Raw genomic sequence first — 25698 nt, 5'->3', positions numbered from 1 at the left:
TCGGCCTCGCGCAAAAAGCCAATGATTTGTTCCTCGGTAAAACGCTTCTTCACGTCCAATCTCCTTCAGGTAGGGAATTGGACTCCAAACTGGCGTGCTACTCAAAATCGGGGGGACGTCGGACGAGCCGTCAGTCCGCTCAGTTCTCGATACGAAAAGGTGGTTACGCCCTTTTCATTGAACTCTAAACTTTCAACTAGAGCATTAAGTGGAGAATCAATTGGTTTTTTAGCGAGATAACCATACAAATCAATCCTGCTCTTGAGCGGCGCAAGCTTGAAATCTGTTTCACGCGCCTGACGAGCATCCTCGCGAATAAGCTGAATCGCTTCTTCGCTTAACTTTTTCTTATTTGCCCCATCGCTCAGCCGTAGTTGCAGGCCTGCGCCTTGCCGACATAGCTTCCGGCCACCTGGGCGATATGCGCGCCCATGCGCTCCAGCTGTGCCTCCGCGGTATCGGGCCTGCCTTGCGCATCGACGAAGAACCAGTCCAGTGTCTGGTTGTGCCAAACCAGAGTGTGGCCGACCACGAACTGCCGGTGACGTTGTGCGTAAGCCACGAATGCATCGACTGCGCTGAAATCTTGCACACCACGACGCGGCGCCACCACTTCGGCCTTCATCACGTTTTCCGCGGTGACCGCGTGGAAGTGACAGGCCACCAAGACCGCGGAGGCAGCATCATGGCCGGACACGATCTCGGTATTGACGGCCGTGCCGATCAAGAAGGCATCGCCATACGCCTGCTTGAGCGTCTGCTTCGGACAGGGCGTGGCGGCAGCTGGCGATGGCGGTGATGCAGCATAGCCGCTTCCGTTTCCAACAGGGGCGCCGATCCGCGTTGAAGAACACATCTTCCGTGGTGACCTCGATCAAGCCGCGGCAGTTTGCGCATCAGTGGCAATCGCATCCGTCCGCACGACTGCATTATGTGGCACACCAATTGCTATAGCGCCTATGCGCTATCGACGGCGGAGGCGCAGCGTGGAAGGAGGCAGAGTGCCGGTTGCCAACAACACTGTCCGCACACACACGACTTGCCGCATGGTGGGCGCAGTGAATTGTGTTGTGTGAAAGCATCATGTGACGATGCCCTTCTCGAAATGGTCGAGTTGCGCAGCGTCGGGATGTTCTGTTCGAAGGTTTCGCTGAGGTTGCGTACTCAGATGGGCACTGCGCACCCGCCAACGCACGCCGCAGACAGCGATCGGTAGCCCCGGCAACAAAAAACGCCTGGGAAGACCTTGGCCTTCCCAGGCGTTGCACAGGCGTCAGTTGCTTTCGGTAAAGGTGATGGAAGGCGAGGCACCACCAGACGCGGTGCACTTGCCGAGCGTGAGGTTGTTCTGTTGCCCCGAATAACCGGCGTTGGGACCCAGGCACTTCGGAGCATTGGAGGTCCCATCTTTGACGGCCACGTTCACGGTGACATGCGAGCCCGAATTGAACAACACCAGCGGGTGGGCACTGCCGTTGCCGAATATATTGAACTCCGAGCGCCGCCAAATCCTGTTGATGTTCAGAGTGTCGGCGTTTTGACTCACGCTGTAGGCCCTGCCGTTGATCGAGAACGTCACGGTGTCCACGCCGCCCGCGGTCGCCGAAGCGCTCATCTTGATGCTGCCGATCTGCGAGATTGGAACCAGCGGCACAATCACCGCATTGCTGTTGCTATAGCACGCGTTGTAATCGAAGGTGGAGTAGGAATTCCAACCAGACGGGCAGCCCTTCGCCTCAAATTCCTCGGCATTGCCGGCATAGAACCAGTTCTCGATAAAGATGACCGGCGTGCGGCCGTTGATCGGGTCGCTGTCGTAGTCGGTGGAGTAGAAGAACTGCTGCCAGGTCCAGCACGAGGAATATCCGAACTGTGCGCAGGTGACAGCGTTCCTATCGAGATTGGTGTTGATCTGTAGCGAATAGTCCGCCACGCCAGTGGCCACGCCAGTCACGCTCGGGAATGTTCCCAACGTCGATTGGATAAGCTGGCGTGTGCCTGCAACGTAGTCGACACCGTTACCGGCGGTCAGCGCCGCATCGGTGCGCGCGGTGATGGCGCCATCCTTGTGGACAGTGATGGCCGGCGGCCTCGAGAGCAGCTTTGGCGAGGGCACGCAGGCGGTTGCCTGCCAGCCATTGTTGGGGAACGACGAACGGAAGCATCCCTCCATGGCGGGCGCGTCCTGCCGGATCGTCGTTTCCCAGGACGAGATCGCCGCGGTGCGACCCGCCGATGCGCTCGCCGCAGTTTGCCCGGTTTCCGCTGCATTAGCCGTGCTTGCGATGATGCAAGTGGCAAGCAAGAGCTTGACTCCGATATTCATCATTTGCGTTCCTGGTGATGGGTGGAGCGCTGGATCATGCTCGTCAGCGACGCGGCACGACGGCCAAGCCGGAAGCGATCTGCGCGTTGGCGAAGGCGCCGATAAGGCGGTATGTACAAGTCGGCTTCCATCACAAGCGTACTGCGATGCAGTGCAATCTGCGACCCGCTGGGTCCGGACTGCGGCACCGATATCGGAGCGATGCGGCTATCGACGGCGATAAAGGCGATAGACATGTTTCAGCAGCACCGCGCGCGAAGGCACGGCACGCGTGATCCGCAGACGTAGCGCATGCCACGGGCACAGCGCAAGCATCGCTTCATAGGGCGGCTAAAACGCATACAACGACAAACGCCCGGGAAGGCCACAGCCTTCCCGGGCGTTGAGCACGCACGCGTCCTTTAGTTGCTTTGGGTGAAGCTGATGCGCGGCGACGAACCACCCGAGGCGGTGCAGCTGCCGAGTGTCAGGTTGTTCTGCTCAGACGTGGTACCGGCGTTGCCCAGGCACGTCGGCGCATTGGTCGTGCCGTCGTTGACGGCCACGTTCACCGTGACACTCGAGCCGCGGTTGAAAGACACCACCGGATTGTCGATGCCATTGCCGAAGATATTGAACTCGGACTGCCGCCAGATCTTGTTGATGTTCAGCGTTTTGGCGTTCTGGCTGACACTGTAGGCTTGACCGTTGATCGAGAACATCACGGTGTCCACACTACCGGCGGTCGCCGAGCCGCTCAGTTGGATGCTGCCGATCTTCGAGACTGGCACCAGCGGCACCTCCACCGCATAGCTAATTGGTGTAGCAGGCGTTGTAGTCGCTGTCGGAATAGTGATTCCAGCCACCCGGGCAACCCTTTGCCTTGAATTCGGCCGCGCTGCCGGCATAGAACCAGTTCTGGATAAAGGCGATCGGCGTGCGGCCATTGCTGGGATCGGCGTCGCTATCGGTGGAATAGATGAACTGCTGCCAGGTCGCGCACGAGGTATAGCCGAACTGCACACAGGTGACGAAGTTCTTGTCGAGGTTGGTGTTGATCTGCAGCGAATAGTCCTCCACGCCGGTGGTCACGCCGTTCACCGCGGGGAACGATCCCACCGCCGAACGGGTGCGCGAGCCGGTGCGTGCGGCGTAGTCGACGCCGTTACCGACGGTCATCGTACCTTCGGTGCGCGCGGTGATGCTGCCATCCTTGCGGTGAGCGATCGCTGGCGGCCGCGAGACCACCTTCGGCGACGGCGCGCAGCGCACTGCCTGCCAACCGTTGTTTGGGAACGAAGAACGGAAGCAGCCCTCCATGGCAGGCGCGTCCTGCCGCAGCGTCGCCTCCCACGCCGACATCGCCGCCAGCGGCGTCGATCCCCGCGGACTGGGTGGCGGCCGCTGCACTGGAGACACTTCCGATAATGCATGCACCAAGCACATACTTCGATCCGAGCTTTTCCATTTGCCTGCCTCACGTGGATGGAGTGGCGAGCATCATACTCCCTGTGACAGTAACAACGCCGCCGAATCGGAAGCCGTCTCCGCCGCGGCGAAGGCACTGCTCTGACGAAAGCGCAATTCCTTTTCTCCGTCACAGTCTGATCGAACGGCTCTCGTCAGTCCCCGCACCTGCGATGGCGTGCGATGCTCCAACGCATGACGCACGCGAGCAGCGGCGAGGCAGCAACAGCGGCATGCCGTCGCTGCGCAACGCTTACAGGTTGTAGGCCTGCTTGGGTAGACGGTAAGCCAGATCGATCGCCACCTCGGTCGCCTCGTCATCTTCCAGCCGATGCTCGGCGACGAGTTTGGCGAGGAAGGCGCTATCCACGCGCCGCGCCACATCGTGGCGCGCCGGAATCGACAGGAACGCGCGGGTGTCGTCGTTGAAGCCCACAATGTTGTAGAAGCCGGCGCTGGCCAGGGTCTGCTCGCGAAAGCGCCACATGCCTTCCGGCGCATCATGGAACCACCACGCCGGGCCGAGCAGCAGGGAGGGGTAATGCCCGGCCAATGGCGCCAGCTCGCGGCTGTAGCTGGTTTCGTCCAGGGTGAAGACGATCAGGCGCAAGCGCGCATCGTTGCCATGCCGGTCCAGCAAGGGCTTCAACGCATGCACATAGTCGGTGCGCATCGGAATATCGGCGCCCTTGTCGCGTCCTTACCGCTGGAACAGCTGCCGATTGTGATTGCGAAAGCAGCCCGGATGCAGCTGCATCACCAGGCCATCGTCCAGGCTCATCGCCGCCATTTCGGTCAGCACCTGCGCACGGAACAGTTCCGCCTGCTGCGGAGTGGCCGCACCGCGCACTACCGTATCGAACAGGCGCTGCGCCTCGGCCGGCGACAGATCGGCTGTCGCGGCGCTGGGGTGCCCGTGATCGGTCGAGGTGGCGCCATGCGCGGCAAAGAACGCGCGCCGTTGCCGATGCGCACGCAGGTAGCCATGCCAGGTCAGCACGTCCTCACCGGTGAGCGCGCCGAACTGCTGCAGTGCGCCGGCAAACTGCTCGTGCTCCGGGTCCACGACCGGGTCAGGGCGATATGCCGTCACCACCCGTCCCTGCCAACCGCTGGCGGCAATGGCCGCATGATGCTGCAGCCGATCCAGCGGCGATTCGGTGGTGGCGATCACCTCGATATTGAAGCGCTCGAACAGCGCGCGCGGCAGGAAGCCCGGCGTCTGCAGCGCGGCGGTGATGTGGTCGTAATAGCGATCGGCGGTACCGGCATCGAGACGGATACGCAAATCGAAAACGTCATGGAATACATGATTGAGCCACAGCGCCGACGGCGTACCGCGCAACAACGTGTAGTGCTCGGCAAACACGCGCCATGCCGCACGCGGGTCGACTGCTGCGCGGGTTTCATCTGCACGCGGGATGCCCAGGGCATCGAGGTCGATGCCCTGGCTGTACAACATGCGGAATACATAATGGTCCGGCACCAACAACAGTTCGGTGGCGTTGGCGAACGGTGCATTGGTGGCGAACCAGGCTGGGTCGGTGTGGCCATGTGGGCTGATGATCGGCATCGTTGCAACCTGTGCGTACAGGCGGCGGGCGATCGCGCGCGTGCCGGGATCGGCCGGCAGCAAACGATCGGGATGCAAGGACAACACGGAAGAACGGATGATCGATATCAGCCCTATGGACAGTGAGCAGGAAGCCAGGTCAGGGCCTGCTGGCAACGTAGCTGCGTAGCCAGGTCAATGCCGGGCGTTCGCTGCCGTCGTAATTAATCAGATACGCACCTTCGTTGTCGCGCCACATGCCGGGACGGAAACCCCACAGGTTCACCCCACGCACGGCCGGGTGCTCCCAGAACATCGGGAAAAAGCGCTGCCAGGCTGCCAACTGCTGAGCGTCGGTACGCCCATCCAGGTCGAACTCGGTGATGTAGATCGGCAGTCCGGTGGATGCCAGCAGGTCGAGGTTGGCGCGCTGCACCAAAACTGAGGGGCCGTTGCTCGAGAGGTGCCCCTGGATACCGATCGCATCGATCAGATGTTCTTGCTGCAGCAGCTGGATGGTGTGCAGATACTGCCTGGCTTGGTCGTTGTACTCGATGACGTTGTAGTCGTTGATCATCAGCTTGGTATGCGGGAAATGCTTGCGTGCCAGGCGGAACGCCTCAAGCACCCAGTCCACGCCGGTTGCCCCGGTGCCGCCCAATGCCTGCATATAATTGCCCGAATCGCTGCGGCGATTGTCCGGCTGGTTGTGACCCGGCAGCGTCTCGTTGGCCACCTGCATCAGGTCGATGCCGGGGTAGCGCTGCGCAATCGCGGCAAACCAGTGTTCGATCGCAGCAAGCTGCTCGTTTGGCGGCAGGTTGCGCATCCACGTCGGCTGCTGCGCGCCCCAGAGACCGCAATGGAATTGAAACTGCATATGGTTGCTTTTGGCCAGCTGGTAGGCCTGGTCAAGCGGGCCCCAGTTCATCTGGCCTCGCACGGCTTCCACGCTGCCCCATTTGCCTGCATTTTCTGGAACGTCGCCATCCCAGTAATTGGTGAAATCCTTCGATTGCGACGGACTGTATTCGCTGCCCAGGACGCGCTTCTTGCCGGCAGCGATCGGCGCGGCAGCAGCGGACGCACAAGCACCCAGCAACAGCACAAGCGTGAGTGGGTAACGGAGTTTCAACATGTTTGCATCCTCGATAAGTGAGCAAAGCAGTCACGGAAAGGACGGGTGCGCTGGCGTGCGTCCGATCGACGCCAACGTGCGCAGACACCTGAAACCGCGTATAGGTCAGTTGCTCCACGCGCACCGGCTGTGTCGTGGCACCAGGCGGTGCACCACCGCCAGCGGCAGTAATGTAGGCCGCACCCACCTTGGAAAAATGTCGAAATGTAGCTGCCCATGGCCTGCAAAACGAAACCAATGAGCAGTGCGATCACCATGCCGCCCACTGCAGCAGCGATGCCGAAGACTGTTGCAGCTGCATGACAGGCAGGCAGGTCAAAACGCAGCATAAAAAGATGCGCCGACCGGCCCTGGTATGCGGCAGTAGCCGGCCCGATCAGCGCGACGACTTGCCACACGATGCAGGCGGCCGCCACGCTGAAGTGAGGGCATCGGCATAAGGTCAGGACACCGCGCAAATGTCTGTGAGCATGGCAAGCATCAGCAATTGTCATGGCGCAGTTGTACCGGGATGGGCAGCAACGTAATCGCGCAGCCACGTGAGCACGGGACGTTCGGTGCCGTCGGCGCGGATCAGATACGCAGCTTCCTTGTCGCGCCACAAGCCGGGCCGAAAGCCCCACAAGGTGATGCCGTGTACTGCCGGATGTTCCCAGAACACCAGAAACACACGCTTGTAGTCGGCCAGCTGCCGCGCATCGCTCGGGCCGTCCAGATCGAACTCGGTGATGTAGATCGGCAGGCCGGTGGCGGCCAACGCATCCAGATTGTCGCGATGCACCGACATCGCCACCTCCGACGTGATCTCAAAGGCATGCTCCTGCACGCCGATGGCATCGACCAGGTTCTCACGCTGCAGCAGCCGCAAGATCTGCAAATACTTCTGCGTTGCCTGCGCGCTGTTTGTGATGCTGTAGTCGTTGATCATCAACTTGGTGTGCGGAAAATACTGGCGCGCAAGCCGAAACGATTGCAGCACCCATTCCCAGCCGCTGTCGCCGTTGCCCCCCAGCGCCTGTAGATAATTGCCGCCGCCAGTATCGGCCTTGCTTGGCGGGTCGTTGAGCGGCTCGTTCACCACCTCCAGCAGCGCGATATCCAGGTAACGCTGCGCAACGGCGGCAAACCATTGCTCGATCTCGCGGCGCTGCTCGGCCGGCCGCAAGGTCTTGATCCATTCCGGCTGCTGGTTGCCCCACACCATGACATGCATCTGAAACGGCATCTGATTGGCCTGGGCGAACCTGTAGGCGGCATCCAGCGTGCTCCAGTCATCTGGTCGCGTACAGCCTCCACGCTGCCCCATTTGCCGCCATTTTCCGGGGTGAGCTTGTTCCAGTAGTGCGCAAATTCCGGCGCCTGCTGCGCGCCATACGCGCTTCCGAGGAACTTGGACGCCATCGCTGCGAGCGGTGCCGCATGTGCTGCCGCGGGCATGCCCGCCGCCATCAACAAGCCCAGTGTTACTGCGCGCATGTGCATAAGCTCACCTTAGGACGATGTCGGCGCTGGACCGGCAGGCAACTGCGCCGGCTCCAGCCACGGCGCCAGCGTGTGCACGACGGCCAACGCCAGCAGGTAGGCAGAGCCTGCCATCAGAAACACCGGCACATAGCTGCCGGTGGCTTGCAACAGGAAGCCAATGAAGCTGGCGATCAACATCCCGCCCACCGCACCGGCAAAGCCGCCGATGCCCACCACGGTGGCAACCGCGTGGCGTGGAAACATGTCCGAAGGCAGCGTAAACAGATTCGCCGACCAGCCCTGATGTGCGGCGGTGGCCAGCCCGATCAGCGCAACCGCCAGCCACAGGTTGTCGGCGCGCGCGGCAAAGACGATGGGCACCACCGAAATGGCGCAGATCAGCATTGCGGTCTTGCATGCGCGATTGACGCTCCAGCCACGCGCGATGAAACGCCCGGCCACCCAACCACCGGCAATGCTGCCGATGTCGGCCAGCACGAAGATCACGATCAGGGGCACGCCCAATTGCAGCAGGCTCAAGCCATATTCGGCGTGCAGGAACTTCGGCAGCCAGAACAGGAAGAACCACCAGATCGGGTCGGTGATGAACTTGCCCAGCACAAACGCCCAGGCTTGCCGATGCCGCAGCACCTGTAACCACGACAGCCGGCGCTGCACCGGCTCATGCGCATCGCTGCGGATATGCGCCAGTTCTGCGGCAGACAACTGGGGTTGTTGCTCCGGCGGGTGATAGCTGAACCACCACAACACCGCCAACCAGGTGGCACTGAGCACGCTGGTGAACAGGAACGCCGCCTGCCAGCCCCAGGCGGTGGCAATCAACGGCACCAGCAACGGCGCAACAATGGCCCCGATATTGGAGCCCGAATTGAAAATGCCGGTGGCCAACGCACGCTCACGGCGCGGGAACCATTCGGCCACCGTCTTGAGCGCTGCAGGAAAATTGCCCGATTCGCCCAGGCCCAGGAAAAACCGCGCAATCGCAAACCCCACCACGCTGGTAGCCAGGGCATGCCCCCTCGCCACCAGGCTCCAGAGCCCGATCGCCAGCGCATAGCCGAGCCGCGGCCGAAGCGGTCGATCACCGCACCGCTGCACAGCAAGCCCAGCGCATACGCTGCCTGGAACGCGCTGACGATATAGCCGTACTGGATTTCGTTCCAACCGATCTGCGTCTGCAGGAACGGCGCCAGCACGCCCAAGACCTGGCGGTCCACGTAGTTGATGGTGGTGGCGGCCAGCAGCAAGGCGCAGACCCGCCAGCGCACCCGGCCGAGCCTTGCCGATGCCGTTCCAGGCGCCGCGGTGGGCACGTCGCTCATGCGCGTTGCCTGTACAGGCGCACCAGCGCGCCGGCTTGCACGGGGTGGCTGATGTGGTGCGTGCGTGCACCTGTCAGGTGCCGGCCGGGTCCTTCGCCGCCGCGTTCTTCGGTTCGATTCATCGACCACTGCACCTGCACGAAGGTGGCCTTGCGCCGAGGATGATAGCGCTACCATTACCACGGCATCGCGATAAATCCATCGCGCAGTGCAGCACTGCGCCACCGTACGCAAGCCAGTCTGGCGCCATGACGTGGGTTGGCCCGCGGCATGCCGGCGCGTCCAGGCATCTATGCTGCCCTGCAGCGTGATGTTACGAATTTGTTAGCGCTAACATCGAAGGCATTGATTGTCCGTCTTCCCCATCGCACCATCGTCGCGCCGCGCAACGGCAGCGGCACTCCCTGCGCAGGGGCGATGCGTGGGACATCTGCTACCTGTTAGGGAAGGGATTACGGTGAAGAACAGCTACGCACGAACCGCGTTGTCCTGCGCGTTGGGATCCATCCTGCTGGGCATGTCCGGCACCGCCGCCTGGGCACAGTCCGCCGATGCCCAGGGCACGGCGCAAACCCCGCCATCTACCGCCGGCAATGCTGATGCGGTGACCCAGCTGGATACCGTCACCGTGTCCGGCTACCGACGCAGCATCCAGTTCTCCACCGACGCCAAGCGCGATTCGGTCGGCTTTGCCGACACGGTGTTTGCCGAGGACATCGGCAAGTTTCCGGACATGAATATCGCCGAGTCGCTCAACCGGATTCCCGGCGTGCAGCTGGCGCGCGACGTCAATGGCGAAGGTCTCAATATCGCCATCCGCGGCCTGGGCACCAGCTTCACCAAGACCACGCTCAACGGCGCCAGCATCGCCACCGCCTCGATCGGCCTGAATGCGCAGAACCAGAACCGCGAAGTCGATCTGAATCTGTTCCCCACCGAATTCTTCACCCAGCTCACGGTGAGCAAGACACCTACCGCGAGCATGCTCGAAGGCGGCGTTTCCGGCGTGGTGGACATGCGCAGCGCGCGCCCGTTCGACCGCCCTGGCGTGCACTTCACCTATCAAGCGCAAGCCGACTGGAACAGCACCAGCGAAAAAACCACCCCACGCGGCGCCTTCATGGGCAGCTGGACCAATGAAGCAGGCACCTTCGGCGCACTGTTTGGCGTGGCTTCGGTGCGCAGCAAGCTCGGCGTGCGCGGTTTCGAGAGCGTGGGCTGGACCAACCCCGGCCTCACCTATACCCAGTGCGGCCTCGCACCGCCGGCAGCGACGCCAGCCACCAACCAACCGGCGGCGTGCAACGTCAATGGCGGCGGCAACTGGCGCATTCCCGACACGGTGCCCGCCACTGCCGGCAGCGGCCTGACCACCGGCGAAACCATCGACGCGGCCTGGCTGCTGGCGCGCAACCCGGGCCTGAGCATCGACCAGATCAGCGACGCGCTGATCCCGCGTCTGGGCCGCAGCGTCTACATGAGTGGCGATCGCGACCGCGATGCGTCGGTGATGTCGCTGGAATGGCGCCCTTCCGACAACATGCATTTTTATCTGGACACGCTGTACTCCGAAGCCGAGCGCACCACCGAGCGGATCAGCATGAATCTGATCGGCCGCAACGGCAACATGATCCCGCTCGGGATGCAGCTGGATCAGAACAACGTGGTGACCAGCGCCACCTTCGCCAACGCGCAGTACTTCTTGGAAGCGCGCCCGTACCATGAAAAGGTGAAGTTCTGGAGCGTCAATCCCGGTGCGGAACTGCTGTTTGGCGCCGAGCAGAACATCAAGCTCAATGTGCAGGCCAATGCCACGCGTAGCTGGCTGGCGCGCGAATCGCCCAGCATCCTGGTCACCTCGCCGCTCACCACCGTGGATTACCGCAACGAAGGCGGCGACCGCCCCAGCATCACCAGCCCGCTCGATCTCAACGACCCCAATCTGGGCTGGGGCTGGACGGGCGGCCGGGTCAATATCCAGAACGAGAAGCGCCAGACCGAAACGCGTGGCGCGCGCGCCGATCTGCAGTTCGGCGAGGACAGGCGCAACGTCAAGATCGGCGCGTCCTACGACATGGCCGAGCGCACCATCCGCGGCTTCGACAACAGCACCGCCTGGGAACAGGTGGTATGCCGCGGCAACGTGTGCAATGGCGGCGCCGGCTCGGCGATCCCGAACTCGGCCCTGGCCAGCTATCTGAAACCCGGCCCAGATGGCTTCATCTCTGCCGACTTCTCCCGCTTCCTGGCCGACACCAACTACTACGCGCTGCGCGACGCCGCACCGGAGAGCAATTCGGCCAACACCGGCGCTTCGACCGGCGGCATCCGCGAAAAAAATCTGGGCTTCTACCTCGAGACCAATGCGGAAGCCGATGTCTGGAACCGCACCATGCGCTTCAACGCCGGCGTGCGCTACGTGACCACCGACCAGACCATTACCGGCCCGGTCACCATCAATGGCGTGCGCAGCGTGCAGGTGCTGGATTCGGATTACAAGGAAACCCTGCCCTCGTTCAACGTAGCCTGGGACGTGGCCGACAAGGCGGTCTTGCGCCTGTCCAGCTCGCGCACGCTGACCCGCCCCGATCCCAGCGCGATGCTGCCCAACACCAACTTCAGCGATCCCTCGGCGCAGACCGCCACGCAGGGCAATCCGAACCTCAAGCCGTATCTGTCGACCAATGTGGATTTCGGCGGCGAGTGGTACACCGGCGGCGAAGGCTATGTGGGCCTGACCCTGTTCAACAAGCGCATCACCGGCTTCACCGTCAACGGCATCCGCCGCATTCCGTTCAACGACCTGGGCGTGAACTACGACACCCTGTTGCCGATCCAGCAGGCCGGCCTGGCCCAGCGCGGCGGCCCCAATGCAGCCACCGTGGATGTGCAGACGCAGGTCAATGCCGATGGCGTGCTCAATATCCGCGGCATCGAGGCCATCTGGGTCCAGCCGCTGGACAAGCTGTTCGACGGCCTGGGCTTCAGCCTCAACTACACCCACGTCAACCAGCAGTCCGAAGGCGAAGGCGTGCCGGCGGTGGCCGGCGGTGTCGCGCCCAACCTCTGGAACGGCACCGTCTACTGGGAAAAGGATGCGGCCTCGATCCGCCTGTCCTACACCTGGAACGACGACATGGTGATCTCTGGCGCCAACCAGAACGGCATTCCGTATGCGCGCCTCAACGCCGACGCGCGCGGCCAGCTCGATATGTCGGCGAGCTACGCACTGGATTGGCTGCCGTCCAAGCCGCAGATCACGCTCAACGTCACCAACATCACCAACGAGCCGTTGCGCACGACCTTCGCCTGGCCCAACGCCACCTACGACCTGTACGAGCCCGGGCGCACCGTCATGCTCGGCATCCGCGGTACCTTTTGAGTGTTGTCGTCATCGGTCGCCGTTCTTCCCAGCGGCGACCGGTGACGCAATGCGCGCCGCGGCGTTTTCCGCAGCATTCTTCGAGTCCACCCCACCTGATGAACGATCGGTCACAGCAGCTCTCCTTGCGCGAAAAAATCGGCTACAGCCTGGGCGACCTGGCCGCCAATCTGATCTTCCAGACGCTGGTCACCTTCCTGGCGTTCTTCTACACCGATGTGTTCCGCATTCCTGCAAGCGTGGCAGCGACCTTGATCTTTGTGGTCGGCATGCTGGGCGCGTTCGTGTTTACGCCGGTCATCGGTATCCTGGCCGATCGCACCCGCACCCGCTGGGGCAAGTTCCGCCCGTGGATCCTGTGGACGGCGCTGCCCTTCGGGGCGTTGTCGCTGGCCGCCTTCAATACGCCCTCGCTCGGCGAGCAGGGCAAGATCGCCTACGCCTTTGCCACCTACACCTTGCTGATGCTGGTGTACGTGGCCAACAACCTGCCGTATTCGGCCTTGAGCGGCGTGCTTACCGGCAGCATGGAGCAGCGCAACAGCTTGTCGGCGTATCGCTTTCTGGCGGTGACCTTTGCGCAGTTCATCATCCAGGTGCTGTTGCTGCCGTTGGTCCTGATCCTGGGCAATGGCGACAAGGCGCAGGGCTTTCGCAACACCATGGCGCTGTTCGCTGCGGTCGGCACCTTGTGCTTTTTGATCACCTTTTTCACCACGCGCGAGCGGGTGCTGCCGATCAGCGAAAAACGCAACAGCGTACGCCAGGATCTGACCGATCTGGTCCGCAACAAACCCTGGCTGGTGATGCTGGCGCTCACCATCCTGGTCTTCATCAATCTGGCGATGAAGGGCGGGATGTACATCTACTACTTCAAGTACTACCTCGACGCGAATGCGTTGACGCAGTTTCTCGACCACGCAGGCTTCAACCGCTTCATCGCCGGCATCAACAGCGTACTGACTGGCGCCGGCATGAGCGCGTTGCACTGGCCACAGGACGCACCGACCTCCGCATTTAGCGTCTTCAGCGCCGGCGGCATCCTGGCGATGATCGTGGGCATCGGCTTTTCCAAACGCCTGGCCGACCGCTATGGCAAGCGCAATGTGTTCGGTGGCGCGCTGCTGATTTCCACCCTGTTTTTGCTGGCGTTCTATGTCTATCCGCCGGATGCGATCGGCTGGGTGTTCGCCTCCTACCTGTTGCACGGCTTTTTCTACGGCATCACCATCCCGTTGCTGTGGGCGATGATCGCCGATGTGGCCGATTACTCGGAGTGGAAGAACCACCGCCGCGCCACCGCGATCATCTTCTCGGCGATGTTGTGCGGCTTGAAGATCGGGCTGAGCGTAGGCGGCGCGCTGGTCGCCGGCATCCTGGCGTTTTATGGCTATGACGCCGCGCTACCGCAGCAAAGCGCAGCGGTCACCAACGGCATTCGCCTGGCCATCAGCGTGTACGCCTCGCTTCCGTTCCTGCTCGGCACCGCATTGCTGGCGCTGTACGAAATCGACAAAGCGCTGGAAACGCGCATCGAACACGAACTGGGCGTGCGCCGACATGCCGCCCCGCTCGCCACTGTCTGACCTCCCCTCCCACTTCATGCACAGGTACGGGCATGTCCGATGAACTGCAAGCCGCTAATCTGCAGGCGCTGGCGCGCACCGCCATTTCCGCACCGCTGGTGACCCACCTCTACAGCGCCGACCCGTCCGCACATGTATTTGACGGTGCGTTGTATATCTATCCCTCGCACGACCTCGATGCCGGCGTGGCCTTCAGCGACGACGGCTCGCATTTCGACATGGCCGACTACCACGTGCTGCGCATGGCGCACCCGGGTGCGGTGGTGGAAGATCTCGGGCAAGTGCTGCATGTGCGCGATGTCCCCTGGGCGCAGCGGCAGATGTGGGCACCGGATGCGGCACAACGCAGCGGCAAGACCTATCTGTACTTCCCCGCAAAACGCGCCGATGGCATGTTCCAGATCGGCGTGGCGGTGGGTGATCGCCCGGAAGGCCCGTTCGTCCCCGAGCCGCAGCCCATCGCCGGGACATACTCGATCGACCCAGCCGTGCTCGCCGCCGACGACGGCGCGCATTACCTGTACTTCGGCGGCATCTGGGGCGGCCAGCTGCAGCACTATCGCGACAATGCCTATGCGCAGACGCATCAGGAACCGGTGGGCGACGCACCCGCCCTCGGTCCACGCGTGGCGCGCCTGCACGCGCACATGATCGAACTGGCCGAACCCAGCCGCGAAGTCGTCATCCTCGACGAACACGGCGCCCCGCTGCACGCAGACGACCATGCCCGCCGCTTCTTCGAAGGTCCCTGGGTCCACCAACACGCCGGGCGGTATTACCTGTCGTATTCCACCGGCGACACCCACCAGATCTGCTACGCCACCAGCGACTCGCCCTATGGCCCGTTTACCTACCTAGGCGTGCTGCTCGCACCGGTGGTCGGCTGGACCACGCATCATTCCATCTGCTTGTTCCATGAGCAGTGGTATTTGTTCTATCACGACAGCGTACTCTCCGGCGGCCAGACGCATCTGCGCAGCATCAAGATGGCACCGCTGGAGCATGCTGCAGATGGAACGATCGCAACGATTTATCCGTATGGGGAAGAGGCGGTATCGCCTTGGTGAGTGCTGTTGGGCAACCGCCTGCCTGGACTCCAGCCAGCCCGTCATGGCGCGACCGCCGTCGCTGAACGACACGTCCTGTTACCGCTGCGCATCCAGCGCGCGTCGTAAGCGTCGCTGCGGCTGATCGTCGACCTGGCGCTCACCGCGCGGTGATCGCGTTTCCTGGCATGCGCAAGCCGTCGGCGTGGCGCTTGAACACCGCTGTGACGTACCGGACGTTACCGTCATCCCACTGGCAAGAGCCAGCGTGCGCCCAGTCCGGAACTGCATCGCATGGGGTTGCATCCAGACCCACTGCAGCGCCGTAGGCCTGTCTACGGATTCTTTCAGGCGGAGGTTGCCATGCGAGGTGGTTCGATGCTGTTGTTGCTGACCTCAGCGGTCTACGGGAGTGCAAGTGGGAGCGAGGCGCGTGCCGCCCTACCCCGCGCAGACAGCGTCGATGTACCGCGCTTCATGGGCGACTGGTACGTCATCGCACATATTCCCACCCGCCCGGAGCGCAGCGCCTACGACGCGGTGGAAAGCTACGCGCTGCGACCGGATGGCCGCATCCAGACCACCTTCACCTTTCGCAAGGGCAGCTTCCAGGCGCCGCTCAAGTCGATGCATCCGATCGGGCAGGTGGCGAAGGAGGGCAATGGCGCGCTCTGGCGCATGCAGTGCTTCTGGCCGTTCAAGGCCGAGTACGTGATTGCCTGGCGGGATGCGGGGTACACGCAGACCATCGTGGCGCGCAGCAAGCGCGACTACGTCTGGTACATGGCGCGCACCCCGCAGGTCTCGGATGCCGATTATCAGCAGGCCGTGCAACGCATCGCGGCGATGGGCTACGACGTCTCGCAGCTACGACGCGTGCCGCAGTCGGCGCGCTGATGCGCAAGCGTGCATCGGGGATCGGCACGCCGTGCGGTCCTCGAACCAGCCGAGCGCGTCAGGCGTCTTTCGCGTCCACAGAAAATTTCCATCCATCATTCAAGCCGCCCAACGGCTTGGCTTCGGTTGCCAAATCTTCCTCGAACGCCGAAATCGCCTTGTACGAGGGCACCATGGCCGGATACACCGTCACATCCATGGGAAACGCCGTATTTTCCGGGTAATGACAGCAGCGGACTTTCTGTTCGAAGCGCAGCATCTTCACCGAGAACTCAAGCGCCGATTCCTTGCTGGGGAAGACCACCGAAAAAGCGATTTCTCTAGCCTTGGAAAGATCTACCCCCTGCTGAGCGATGTGCCAAAGGGTGTCGCCATTGTCGTCTTTAGGGTACAGGTTCAGATTTCTTTGCATGGTTGGTTTGCTCCGCGACGCTTGCTGGGCCAGTGAACAAGCTTAGCGCCTCGGCTTATATGATGCCTTCCTAGTTGCGGGTATGAAGTCAAATCCCAGCTGGAAGATTTATCGCCGTAGTTTTCTGCGCTACCGATATTCATCTACGCATTAATTGAGGTATTTAATTTTCCTCCACTTCGCGGTGATCCGGAATCCATGCATCGAGACTTACACTCTTGAGGCATGGCATTGCTAACCAATAGAGCACGAAGAGTCCAGGCCTGCAGCTTGACTGCCCACATGCGTCGGTAGCACACTCCACCATGGAGCGTAGCAACTCCGCAAGCAGCGGTGCCACCCCCGTCGAGCGGTGGTTTTTTGTGCCTGATGTTCGGGCGCATGCTCGGCGTCTCCGCGCCGGGAGGGCGGCGAATACAACACCCGCAAGGGGAATAAGCCCGCCGTCTGTTTGCGGTTGCTAACCTCCCGGCATCCCGCCGCATCGTGCGGCGGGAGCCTGTCCGGAGAGTCGAGCATGGAGTAGTCATTATTCGGGTATTACCTGCTGCCGGAAGATGCGCAGCTTCGGTTACTGCAAACACGCGATCATTTGCGTTTTTTAGCGTCGCTGGTGTGCGCTAAGCACTCTGCAGACGCGTCTAGCGATCACAAGGTAACGGTGACACCGGACGCTTTGGAATTTTGCTTCGAGTTACTAGCAGAACAAATCGAAGAGGTACTGAGGCAAATCCAGCCCCCCTAATCTGCCATGCATGGAGATTGGCTCAGGTCACCAGCACAGTAAGAATCTGTTCTTACTTACGCTTTGGCGGCGGCGGCTCGTAGCCTCGAGTAGTTCTGTTGTCGTTTGCCTACCCCTTATCTCTGCGAGCTGGGGGGCGCTGGGGTTGTGGGTTGCTTGGTGGTCGGCTCGGTGGTTTTTTGTCTGTCATTTCGATTCTCTCGTTCTGTGAGGTTCGTTTTAACAAATGCTGCCATAAAGCATATTCCAAATAAAAACAAAACGGCTCCGCTCCCGTTGAGCCAACGGGTAAGCTGCGTGTAAAACCCTCCTGGTGGTTTGCAGAAAATAGTGCCATCGTCGCACTGCAATATTGCTCTGCGCAATGCAAGCCGGCTAACAAAAAAAGAACCAAGCATCGCCGACGTGCTTAGCGCCCACAATATCCAAGCTGCAACAAGCCAAGATGAGTTCTGAATCGGATTTTGGCCGACGATATCTTTGACAAATGCGAAGGAAATTCCTAACGGGCCACCAGATAAAGTAAGCACAGTCTTGTCATAGTCTTCTTGAGCTTTTTGCTCGGCCACGACAAGCCAGTGTCTGTATTCAGGATCTACCTCGTCGCGATTTGCGTCCTCTCCCGCGTTAGTCGCCATCTGTCTCACCCCAGATCGAAGTTACCTTCCTTATAAAACTTATTTGCAACTAATGCCTCACGGCACCCAGATCAGATTCATCAACTGCGGATCGGCGGTCACCTTGACCAGCTTGCCGCTGGGGCCGAACTGCACCTGGTACTCGGAGAAGCTGTCGCGCCAGTAGCGCCACAGCGAGGCGTCCAGATTGGGGTTTTCGCTGCTGATCGGGTAGCCGACCGCCATCAGCACCTGCTCGCGGGTGATGCCGCCGGTGAGCTTGCCGTCCATGATGGCATGGCGAATCTTGGGCGGATACGTGGCAAGCTTGAGCTTGGGATCGGCGGTGACGACGTAGCGGGCGGCAAAGGCGGTGTTGTCCAGGTCGCGGCTGTAGTCGTTGCCGATGGACTGCTTTTCGCCGGCAATCTTGAGGTTGACGCGGTTGCGGCCGAAGCCGGTGACGCTGACCGGGGTGCCGACCGGGAGCATGCGCTTGCCATCTTCAGCGTAGTTGCTGTCGCTGATCCAGCTGCCGTCGGTGCGCAGGTTGCAGCACAGGAAGCCGTCGTACTTGGCGACATCGGCGGCGCTGGCCAGGTTGGCGGCGGTAAACAGGCCCAGGGCCAGCAGGGAAGAATGCAGACGCATCGAAAGACTCCTTTCTCGACGGCCGTAGCCGCGCGGCAATGATGGACGGGGCGCGCCGCCGTTTCCCCGCGGCGCGCGGGCATTGTCGCAGCCCCGGGCCGCTTGGCAAGCGTGGGTGACGCGCGCAGCCCGGGGTTGTGTATGCTCGGAGGGTGGACACCCTGTCAACCGCCGAGATCGTCGAGCAGATCGCCGAGTTGCGACGCGCCCACCGCGCGTTGGACGAGGAGATTCAACGCGTGCCTGCGAACATGGACGACGAGCTGCAGATGAAGCGTTTGAAGAAGCGCAAGCTGCACCTCAAGGACTGCATTACGCGGTTGGAAATGGAACTGGTGCCCGACGAGCCGGCGTGAGGCCATGCCTGCGGTTGCGTTCGCTTGCTGGCGCCCGTGCGCTGATCGCCGCGTCTGCCTGCGCCGGGTGCCAAACCCCTGCGTAGAAGCGCACCTGGGCGCGATGAGGCGTTACCTGCAAGGCCAGGCGCGCTCAGGCGCGCTCCTACATTGGCGGTGAGCAGATTGACTGGCGGGACGGCGAACGCGTGACATGTGAGTGGCGATGGGGTGCGCGGCATGCCATGGTTGGTTGAGCAAGCGTGGCGGTGGCGTGGCGCGCACGTGAGCGCCTGACTGGGCGTCCGCAGACGTTGACCAACTGCCGCTGCGTCTGCCCCATTCGCCCTTTGGGCACCTTCCCCCGCAAGCGGGAGAAGGACGCGCCAGGGCGAGACCATCAGACTCCTACGTGCAGCGTTCAGCCGGCGCGCAACAGGATCTTGCCGCGACGTCCCGCTTCGGCACTGGTGGCCGCCGCCTTGGCGGCATCGGCCAGATCGAACACCGCTTCCACCGGCAGTGCCAGGCTGCCGTCGAGCGCGGCCTTCAACAGCTCGCCGATCATGCGGCGCTTGTCCTCGGACTTGGTGGCCTGCATGACCTTGCTGCCCCAGAAGCCGCGCACGGTGGCCTGCTTGAAGATCACATCGCCACTGGCAATCTCCAGCGGTTCCCCAGTCATCGAGCCGAACGAGATCAGCTCGCCGCCTTCGGCAAGCAACCCCATCAGCTCGCCTGCCGCCTTGCCGGCGACCGAGTCGATCGCGCGCACGATCGGCGCATCGCCGGCCAGCGCGCGTACCCTGTCTTGCCAACCGTCTTGCGCGGTCGACACTGCATTGCCAATGCCCAGCGCCTTGAGTTCGTCCACGCCGGCATCGCGACGCACCAGATTGATGGCATTGATGCCGCGTGCCGCCGCGAGCATGGCGACGGTCTTGCCGACCGCGCCATTGGCCGTGTTCTGCACAATCCAATCGCCCTTGTTGACCCGCAGGAATTCGATCAGCATCAATGCGCTCAACGGCATGGCGATGAGCTGGCAACCGCGGTGGTCATCCAGTGCATCGGGCAGCGGGACGACACCGGTTGCCTCGGCCAGAAAGTACTCGGCCCAGCTCTCGTGCACGCCGGCAGCAACCACACGCTGGCCGACCTGCAGGCCCTCGACACCTTCGCCCAGCGCATCGATCACGCCCGACCCTTCGCTGCCGCCGACCGCCGGCAACGTGGGCTTGTAGCCGTAGTTGCCGCGCACGGTCCACAGGTCATGGTTATGGATGGGCGAGCGCCGCATCGCGATGCGGACCTGGCCCTTGCCGGGTTGCGGTGTGGGACGTTCGCCAAGTTCGAGCACCTTGGACGGGTCGCCGAACTGGGTGTGGATGGCTGCGCGCATGCAAGTCTCCTGTCGGCGACGCCGGTGGTGCAACGCAGCCGATCACAGTGCAAAGAGGCTGCGATGCTAACGGGAGTGCTGCAAGCGCCCGATGAAGCGAACGGAACCGTTGTGTGAAGGCGGTCGGCGCCTCGTCCACAGACATCTCGCCAGGCGCCCAACGCGTGCCACAGGACTTGCAGGCGTTCGCCAACGGTTTACTGCGGCGGCACCACCACGTCCGGCTTGGCCGCCGCCGGGCTGACGCGTTCGATGGTGTGGCGCAGTTCGCGGCCGAGAATGAACTTGGCGTCCTTGGCCCAGGCATCCAGGCGCTCGTCGAACATCAGCTTGCTGTTTTCGTCCGGCCACACCAGGCGCAACTCGCGCAATTTCTGGATGAAGCCGCGGAACAGGGCCTTGTCGAAGAACTCCGGCGCGGCCGGTGCGTACAGCAGGCTCAAACGCTGCGCGGCCTGTTGGCACAGGCTTTCCAGTTCGCCGGCACCGAGCACGCCAGGACCGTTTTTCACCAGCACCGAAATGGCGATGTAATAGCGCTCGAAGGCCTGTTGCAGCGAATGGCCGATCGCACGCAGGCGAAACACTTCGTCGGTCTGCCCGGTGTTGCGTGCCAGGATGCCGCCATCGTCGTCGGTGACGTTGAGCAACAGCCCTTCGCGCACGAACATGTCGATGATCTGCTCGATGCGCTCGGCAAAACGGTCTTCGCTCCACGGCAGGAACAACTCCGCCTGCAGGAACGGATACACGGTGCGGCCCAGGCGCAACAGACCGGCGCGGCTCATGCGGCGGTTGTTCTGGAAGCAGCACGCCACCCACGAGGACGCGGTGAACAGGTGCAGCACGTTATTGCGGAAGTAGCTCAGCAACACCGCGGTATCGCCGCTGACGCTGAGCACATCGCCCAGCGGATGCGACACGCGCGTGAGCACGTTGATCTCTTCGGCGTGGGTGATGATGCGCGCCGGGGTGTGCGGGGTGACGGTGACGCGGTCCGAGTACGGCATTTCGGCCAGCAGCTTCTTGCATAGCTCGATCTGCGCGATCAGGTCGGCCTCGCCCATCGCGTGCTTGGGCGTGGACAGCAAGGCCAGCGCCAGCAGGTTGATCGGATTGACGTCGGCGGCGCAGTTGATGCGGGTCTGGATCTGCGTGGACAGCATGTCCACCGCCGGCGCCAGCCAGGTGGGTTTTTCGTCTTCCGGCAGCGGCTGACCGTCCCAATCGGGCGCGTGCTTGGCCAGCACGTCGTTGAGCGCGATCGGCTCGCCGAAGTTCACCACCACCTGCCCGTAGTTCTGCTTGAGCACCTTGGGGATGGACCACAGCAGGCCCCAGATGGATTCCTTTTCCTTCGGCCGGCCGGTGAGCTCGTCGAGGTAGCTGTTGCCTTCCATCAGCTTTTCGTAGCCGATATACACCGGCTGGAACAGCACCGGCTTGCGCGGCTGGCGCAGGTACGCGCGCAGGGTCATGGCGATCATGCCGCCCTTGGGCTGCAGCAAACGCCCGGTGCGCGAACGCCCGCCCTCGACGAAATATTCGATGGAATAGCCGCCGGCCACCAGCTGCGCGACATATTCGCTCAGCACCGCCGAATACAACGCATTGCCCTTGATCGAGCGGCGGATGAAGAACGCGCCACCCTTGCGCAGCAGCGTGCCGACCACCGGCAGGTTGAGGTTGATGCCGGCCACGATGTGCGGCGGCACGATGCCGCGTTCGTACAGCAGGTAGCTCAGCAGCAGGTAGTCCATGTGGCTGCGGTGGCTGGGCACGTACACCACTTCGTGCCCAGGCGCGGCCTGTTTGAGCTTGTCCAGGTGATGCACCAGCACGCCGGCGTAGATCCGGTTCCACACGTGGGTCAGCAGGAAGCTGGCCGAGCGCACTACCGGGCTGGAATAGTCGGCGGCGATTTCCCACGCATAGGCATGCGCCTTGCGCCAGGCGTCGACCGGCTTGGAATTGTCGCGCTTGGCCTGGATGGCGATGGCTTCGCGTACCGATTCGGCGGCCAGCACCTGGTCCACCAGCAAACGGCGGGTAGACAGGTCCGGCCCGATCACCGCTTCGCGGATGCGCCGGAAGTGCGTGCGCAACACGCGCTGCAACTTGCGCAAGGTGCGCTCGGGCGGCAGCCCTTCGGCCATGGTCTGGCGCAGCGAAATCGGCGGGGCGAAGCGCACAATGGTGGTGCGGCCGTTGAGCAATACCGAGAGCAGGCGGCGGAAGCGGCCAACCAGCGCCCAGTTTTCGGAGAACAGCACCGCAAACCAGCCGCTCTGCTTGTCCGGCGCGCGGCCGACGAAGATCGATACCGGCACCAGGTGCACGTCCAGGTCCGCGCGCACGCGGTGCGCCTGCAGCAGCTTGGCCAGCGAATCGGAATGGGTCTTGCCGCCGCGCTGCTCGGGAATCAGCGAATTGCTGCTGCTGCGCCGTGAGAGCGCCAGGTAGGCGCGCTTGCGCTCCAGCGGGTCGCCCGGCAACGGCACCAACGGCGACGGCAGGCCGACTTCGCGACAGGCCTTGTCCAGAATCAGCGCATTGGACATGCCGTAGTCTTCCAGCACGTACACCACCGGGCGGCCGTCGTCGTAACGGCCGGGCTGGTCCGGCTCGATGGTCAGGCTCAGCCAGGGGTCTGCCAGGCGGCCGAGCAGGCGCGCCCACCAGGGGCGCTTGGCGCTGCGCGCAGCGGCAACGCCGGGGGCGATCGATGGCGCAACCGCTGGCGGTACCGGCTCGGCAAGCGGCAATGACGCCGTGGTGGCGCCGGTGTCGGCAGTGCTGGGCGGGCCGTCCGGGAACGGCAGGGGATTCTGTTCCGGCATCACGGTCATTATCGCCCAGCCGGGCGTTGCCCGGTGTCGGCAGGCTTCGCCGGCGCGGCCGCTGCGGTGTCGGGCGCTGCAGTGGCGCCGGGTAAGGGCGCGGCCTGCGCATCGAGCAGGGCCTGCACTTCGTTCTGGGTCTGCAGCTGATACCAGTGGCCCTCGCGCTTGATCAGCGCAACGTTCAGATCGATATCGTGGGCGGCCAGCGGATAGCGCAGCCGTACCTGGGCGGTGTCGGCAGCCTGCTTGATCAACCCGGTCCGCAACGCGTCCAGGCTGCTGTCGATCGACAGGTCGTAACGCTCCAGCACCTGCTTGCAGGTTCCCCAGAAGGGACCGAGCCGGCGCAGGCTTTCTTCCATGCCCAGCCGCTGCAGGTCGGCATCGGAGGTGATGCCGGTGGCGCTCGCGGCGGTCACCAGGTCGGCGATGCTGGCCTTGGCGCGGGGGCGATCGGCCAGCGGCGCGGTGGCAGCCCACGCGCTCAAAGCATTGACCAACTGCACGTAATGGGCACGCTGCTCGGGCTGGTAGTCGTTGCGGCTACACAGGTATTGCACGCCGAACTGGCCCAGCGATTGCGCCGCCTGCGCGATGCCCTGGGCCTGGCCGGCCAGCTGCGCATCGAAGGCCTGCTGCAGCCGGCGTTCGGCATCGGGCGCCGACAACGACCCGAGCAGCGCGCCGACTTCATTCGGCAGCGGCAGTTCGGTCAGCGGCCAGCGGCTGGCACCGCTGCGCCATGCCGCTTCCAGCTGGGTGTATTGCGCAGGCGTGACCCGGATGCGTGCGTACGCCACCAGATCATTGCGACGCAGCGGCAGGGTCATCGCCTGCATCGCTGCGGCCGGCTCGGCCTTGGCGCCGGGCAGTGCTGGCGCGGTCTGGTTGCGCTGGCAGCCACTCACGCACAGCGCGGCCAGCAGCAGCCACGCGGCGGAGTGGAACCGCCCTGCACGGACGGTAGGTATCGACATGCGCACGATGTTCCCCCTGATCGATCGGCGCATCTTGCTGTCTGGAGGCATTGGCGGCAAGGCGAGCCCGTACCATGCGCCGCGGTATGGTGCGCAGATGTTACGTTTTCGTCGTTCCTGGCATGTTGTCGACCAGTGTCCAACGTTGGCTGCTGATGTCTTAATTCGGACAAACTTGTCCCGCGATCGGGCGCAAGCCCTTGCGCCGCTTGCGATTGGCCCAATGCTGCGACGCATCATGTAAGCGCTTGCAGTTCCTGCTAGCGTGCGCTGCATCTCGCTTGGGGGTCACCATCAGATGGGGCTGATGTCATTCTTGTGCCTGTGTGACACGGGCGCTCGGTGCCAGCGGTGCCAGCAGGCCGTGCGCCTCACCACGGCGCGCTGCGCCACGCGCGTTGACTTGGAGAACGCCACAGCATGAGTCGGCCACGGTCCGAAGGCGGCAGCGTCACCATCAAGGACGTTGCGCGCGAAGCGCAGGTGTCGGTGGCGACGGTCTCGCGCACCATGAACGGGCATCAGCACGTGGCCGAGTCGGTACGCGAGCGTGTCTTGCAGGTGGCGCGTGCGCTCAATTACATCCCGCACCACGCCGCGCGCAGTCTCAGCAGCCGGCGCACCCACACCATCGGGGTGGTGCTGCCGGACCTGCATGGCGAATTCTTTTCCGAATTGATCCGTGGCATCGACCAGGTGGCGTGCGAGCAGGGCTACCACCTGCTGGTGTCCAGCTCGCACGGCGACCCGCAGGCGCATCGCCGTGCACTGGAGCGGCTGCCCGGGCGCGTGGACGGGGTGGTGGTGATGTCGCCGTCGCTGGGCGATTCAGACGTGCATGAAGACGCGCTGCCCGGCGGCCTGCCGGCGGTGCTGCTCAATTGCGCGGGTAGCGCCAGCCAGCGCCCGGTGCTCAATGTGGACAACTACGGCGGCGCGCGGGTCATGACCCGGCATCTGCGCGACAGTGGCCACCGCCGCATCGCCTTCATTGCCGGGCCGGACGACAACTTCGATGCGCATGAGCGCCTGCGCGGGTATCGCGACGAACTGGCGCTGGACCCGGCCGCGCAGCCGTGCGTCTTGCCCGGCAACTTCGACGAAGAATCCGGTTATCGCGCCGGCCAGGCGCTGGCGCAGCAGGACCGCCCGGACGCGGTGTTCGCCGCCAACGACATGATGGCCTTGGGCTGCCTGTTCGCGCTCGGCCATGCCGGGCTCAAGGTGCCACAGGACATTGCGCTGGCCGGATTCGACGACGTGCCGATGGCGCGCTATGTGCTGCCTGCGCTGACCACGATGCGGGTGGATACCGCCGGCCTGGGCGCGCGCGCGTTGCAGTTGTTGCTGGGCCAGCAGTTGGTCGATGCGCCTGCACCGCCTGCCGATGCTGCACCGCCGGCGTTTTCTCAGATGGTTCCGGAGCTGATCGTGCGTGCCTCCAGCGCTGCCCTGGGCACACCAGGCCATTGATGTCCATGCACTACGTCGCATCTTCACTAATTCGTTACGGTTTCTTATGTTTTTTATAACGCC

16 protein-coding genes and 5 pseudogenes are annotated in these 25698 nt (G+C 63.1%); 8 read left to right on the top strand and 13 right to left on the bottom strand.

The annotated features are described in order from the left end of the window. Window positions 1–188: hypothetical protein (locus XAXN_RS22695; protein WP_209018937.1), on the top strand; the 188-nt coding region annotated here is incomplete at its 5' end. Window positions 189–379: 191 nt separating this feature from the next. Here XAXN_RS22695 and XAXN_RS06615 read toward each other — a convergent pair. From XAXN_RS06615 to XAXN_RS06580, 7 genes and pseudogenes are all read right to left on the bottom strand, one after another. Continuing rightward, window positions 380–856: pseudogene (locus tag XAXN_RS06615) on the bottom strand (endo-1,4-beta-xylanase); the annotation flags it as partial. Window positions 857–1273: 417 nt separating this feature from the next. Continuing rightward, entirely contained in the window at window positions 1274–2329 is a 1056-nt protein-coding gene (locus tag XAXN_RS06610) for a hypothetical protein (RefSeq protein WP_054318963.1), read from the bottom strand. Window positions 2330–2727: 398 nt separating this feature from the next. After that, window positions 2728–3773 (bottom strand): annotated as a pseudogene (locus XAXN_RS06600) (hypothetical protein). A gap of 252 nt (window positions 3774–4025) precedes the next feature. Then, window positions 4026–5444: pseudogene (gene uxaC / locus XAXN_RS06595) on the bottom strand (glucuronate isomerase). Between the two features lie 40 nt (window positions 5445–5484). Further along, window positions 5485–6462: an endo-1,4-beta-xylanase gene (locus XAXN_RS06590; protein ID WP_054318961.1), complete on the bottom strand. Its 978-nt coding sequence runs from the start codon at window positions 6460–6462 to the stop codon at window positions 5485–5487. Window positions 6463–6952: 490 nt separating this feature from the next. Further along, window positions 6953–7944: pseudogene (locus XAXN_RS06585) on the bottom strand (endo-1,4-beta-xylanase). Between the two features lie 9 nt (window positions 7945–7953). Beyond that, a pseudogene (locus XAXN_RS06580) lies at window positions 7954–9269 on the bottom strand (MFS transporter). Between the two features lie 457 nt (window positions 9270–9726). On the opposite strand from XAXN_RS06580, the gene XAXN_RS06575 reads away from it, so the two are divergent. The 4 genes from XAXN_RS06575 (at window position 9727) to XAXN_RS06560 (ending at window position 16180) form a co-directional block, all read left to right on the top strand. Further along, window positions 9727–12651, top strand: coding sequence for a TonB-dependent receptor (locus XAXN_RS06575; RefSeq protein WP_054318960.1), 2925 nt, complete (start codon window positions 9727–9729; stop codon window positions 12649–12651). A 98-nt stretch (window positions 12652–12749) separates the two neighbouring features. Beyond that, window positions 12750–14237 carry an MFS transporter gene (locus XAXN_RS06570; protein ID WP_054318959.1) on the top strand — a complete coding sequence of 496 codons (1488 nt, stop codon included), beginning with the start codon at window positions 12750–12752 and terminating at the stop codon, window positions 14235–14237. A gap of 32 nt (window positions 14238–14269) precedes the next feature. Continuing rightward, complete coding sequence (locus XAXN_RS06565; RefSeq protein ID WP_054318958.1) at window positions 14270–15304, top strand: glycoside hydrolase family 43 protein; 1035 nt, start codon at window positions 14270–14272, stop codon at window positions 15302–15304. 342 nt (window positions 15305–15646) lie between these two features. After that, the gene (locus XAXN_RS06560) at window positions 15647–16180 is read left to right on the top strand and encodes a lipocalin family protein (RefSeq protein ID WP_054318957.1); all 534 of its coding nucleotides are present in this window, start codon (window positions 15647–15649) and stop codon (window positions 16178–16180) included. A 58-nt stretch (window positions 16181–16238) separates the two neighbouring features. On the opposite strand, the gene XAXN_RS06555 is transcribed toward XAXN_RS06560, so the two are convergent. Next, on the bottom strand, window positions 16239–16592 hold the full coding sequence (locus XAXN_RS06555; RefSeq protein WP_054318956.1) for a ribonuclease E inhibitor RraB: 354 nt from the start codon (window positions 16590–16592) through the stop codon (window positions 16239–16241). A 592-nt stretch (window positions 16593–17184) separates the two neighbouring features. On the opposite strand from XAXN_RS06555, the gene XAXN_RS23600 reads away from it, so the two are divergent. Then, window positions 17185–17337, top strand: a complete 153-nt coding sequence (locus XAXN_RS23600; protein ID WP_425511773.1) for an XAC0095 family protein — start codon at window positions 17185–17187, stop codon at window positions 17335–17337. A gap of 116 nt (window positions 17338–17453) precedes the next feature. Here XAXN_RS23600 and XAXN_RS20755 read toward each other — a convergent pair whose 3' ends face one another. Together XAXN_RS20755 and XAXN_RS06550 are read right to left on the bottom strand one after the other, a co-directional pair. Continuing rightward, on the bottom strand, window positions 17454–17906 hold the full coding sequence (locus XAXN_RS20755; RefSeq protein ID WP_134980085.1) for a hypothetical protein: 453 nt from the start codon (window positions 17904–17906) through the stop codon (window positions 17454–17456). A 126-nt stretch (window positions 17907–18032) separates the two neighbouring features. After that, window positions 18033–18605 (bottom strand): hypothetical protein, encoded by a 573-nt coding sequence (locus XAXN_RS06550; protein ID WP_054318955.1) that lies wholly within the window; start codon window positions 18603–18605, stop codon window positions 18033–18035. 152 nt (window positions 18606–18757) lie between these two features. Here XAXN_RS06550 and XAXN_RS06545 point away from each other — a divergent pair, with 152 nt between their 5' ends. Then, entirely contained in the window at window positions 18758–18961 is a 204-nt protein-coding gene (locus XAXN_RS06545) for a YdcH family protein (RefSeq protein ID WP_042824384.1), read from the top strand. Between the two features lie 400 nt (window positions 18962–19361). On the opposite strand, the gene XAXN_RS06540 is transcribed toward XAXN_RS06545, so the two are convergent. From XAXN_RS06540 to XAXN_RS06530, 3 genes are all read right to left on the bottom strand, one after another. After that, window positions 19362–20342: a zinc-binding dehydrogenase gene (locus tag XAXN_RS06540; protein WP_054318954.1), complete on the bottom strand. Its 981-nt coding sequence runs from the start codon at window positions 20340–20342 to the stop codon at window positions 19362–19364. Window positions 20343–20539: 197 nt separating this feature from the next. Then, the gene (gene plsB, locus XAXN_RS06535; protein WP_054318953.1) at window positions 20540–23191 is read right to left on the bottom strand and encodes a glycerol-3-phosphate 1-O-acyltransferase PlsB; all 2652 of its coding nucleotides are present in this window, start codon (window positions 23189–23191) and stop codon (window positions 20540–20542) included. Continuing rightward, the gene (locus XAXN_RS06530; RefSeq protein ID WP_054318952.1) at window positions 23191–24162 is read right to left on the bottom strand and encodes a hypothetical protein; all 972 of its coding nucleotides are present in this window, start codon (window positions 24160–24162) and stop codon (window positions 23191–23193) included. The genes plsB and XAXN_RS06530 overlap by 1 nt, the downstream gene beginning before the upstream one ends. A gap of 420 nt (window positions 24163–24582) precedes the next feature. On the opposite strand from XAXN_RS06530, the gene XAXN_RS06525 reads away from it, so the two are divergent. Beyond that, window positions 24583–25635 carry a LacI family DNA-binding transcriptional regulator gene (locus tag XAXN_RS06525; RefSeq protein ID WP_054318951.1) on the top strand — a complete coding sequence of 351 codons (1053 nt, stop codon included), beginning with the start codon at window positions 24583–24585 and terminating at the stop codon, window positions 25633–25635. Window positions 25636–25698: the final 63 nt, after the last annotated feature.

It is taken from the genome of Xanthomonas axonopodis (assembly GCF_001304695.1).
Lineage (GTDB): Bacteria > Pseudomonadota > Gammaproteobacteria > Xanthomonadales > Xanthomonadaceae > Xanthomonas > Xanthomonas axonopodis.
The sequence above is the reverse complement of the archived record's forward strand: the minus strand, read 5'-3'. Positions and strand labels throughout refer to the sequence as shown.